This is a genomic window from Myxococcus xanthus, from assembly GCF_013116825.1.
Taxonomy (GTDB): Bacteria; Myxococcota; Myxococcia; order Myxococcales; family Myxococcaceae; genus Myxococcus; species Myxococcus xanthus_B.
This window is the reverse complement of the sequence record NZ_JABFNS010000291.1, coordinates 1-916: the sequence shown is the minus strand read 5'-3', so window position 1 is coordinate 916 and position 916 is coordinate 1. Positions and strand designations below refer to the sequence as shown.

1 protein-coding gene is annotated in these 916 nt (G+C 68.4%); it reads right to left on the bottom strand.

Features of this window, described 5'->3' with window-relative positions; genetic code table 11:
- Positions 1–833 (bottom strand): dipeptidase (locus HNV26_RS37350; protein ID WP_171453040.1); only part of this gene is annotated, 833 nt, incomplete at its 3' end.
- Positions 834–916 lie beyond the last annotated feature (83 nt).

Genomic DNA, 916 nt, shown 5'->3' with positions numbered 1-916 from the left:
ACCCCACCCTCCCCCATGACGTCGACGGCGTGCTCGATGTGTCGGACCACGTCATCCACGGTGTCACCGCCCAGATAGACGGGGGCGAAGATGATGCCCACCACCCCGCCCCGGTCTGCGATGAAGCGCAGGGATTCGTCGGAGAGGTTGCGCCAGCCGCCGCCCGCCGCGCGGACGCCCGTGTGCGAGCAGAAGAACCGGACCGAGGGGTGGGTGAAGAGGTCCTTGAGGGTGGACTCCGAGGCATGCGCCACATCCACGCTCAGGCCCAGCCGGGCCATCTCCTCCATGACATCCCGGCCCAGCGGCGTGAGACCCCGGTTGCCCATCATCGGAAAGGAAGAGCCACCCAGGTCGTTATTGGACAGGTGGGTGAGGCCCATGAAGCGCACCCCACGCTGGTGAAGCTCCGACAGGCGCGCCACCTGGCCTTCGATGGCGTGCCCCCCTTCCACGCCCAGCACCGCGGACAGCCGCCCCTGCGCGAGGTTGTCCTCCAGCATGGCGCCGGTCGTGGTGATGCGGGCGGCATCCTCGGATCGCGCACAGAAGGACGCCATCTGTTCAATCTGCCAGAGCGCCCGGGTCCACTCGCTCGCCCGGGCCTCCCGGGGCCACCCGCGCCACGCCGCGAACACCGGGAAGCCTCCGATGAAGGGGAAGCCCCGGGTGACGATGGTGAAGCACTGAAGCTTCACCCCCGCCTCCCGCAGGCGGGGGAAGTCCACATGGCCCTCTTCAGAGCGTTCACACAGGTCGCGGTTCCACATGAGGGAATCCGCATGGCCGTCCGCGATGCACCACCGCTGGTGGAACTCTTTCACGTCACCCATGCGCGCAAGTCTGCCCACCCGCGTGCGCGAAACAAGCACCACCCGCGTCCCGGTGCTCACTCAAGGCCCCCTGCCCCAACCCC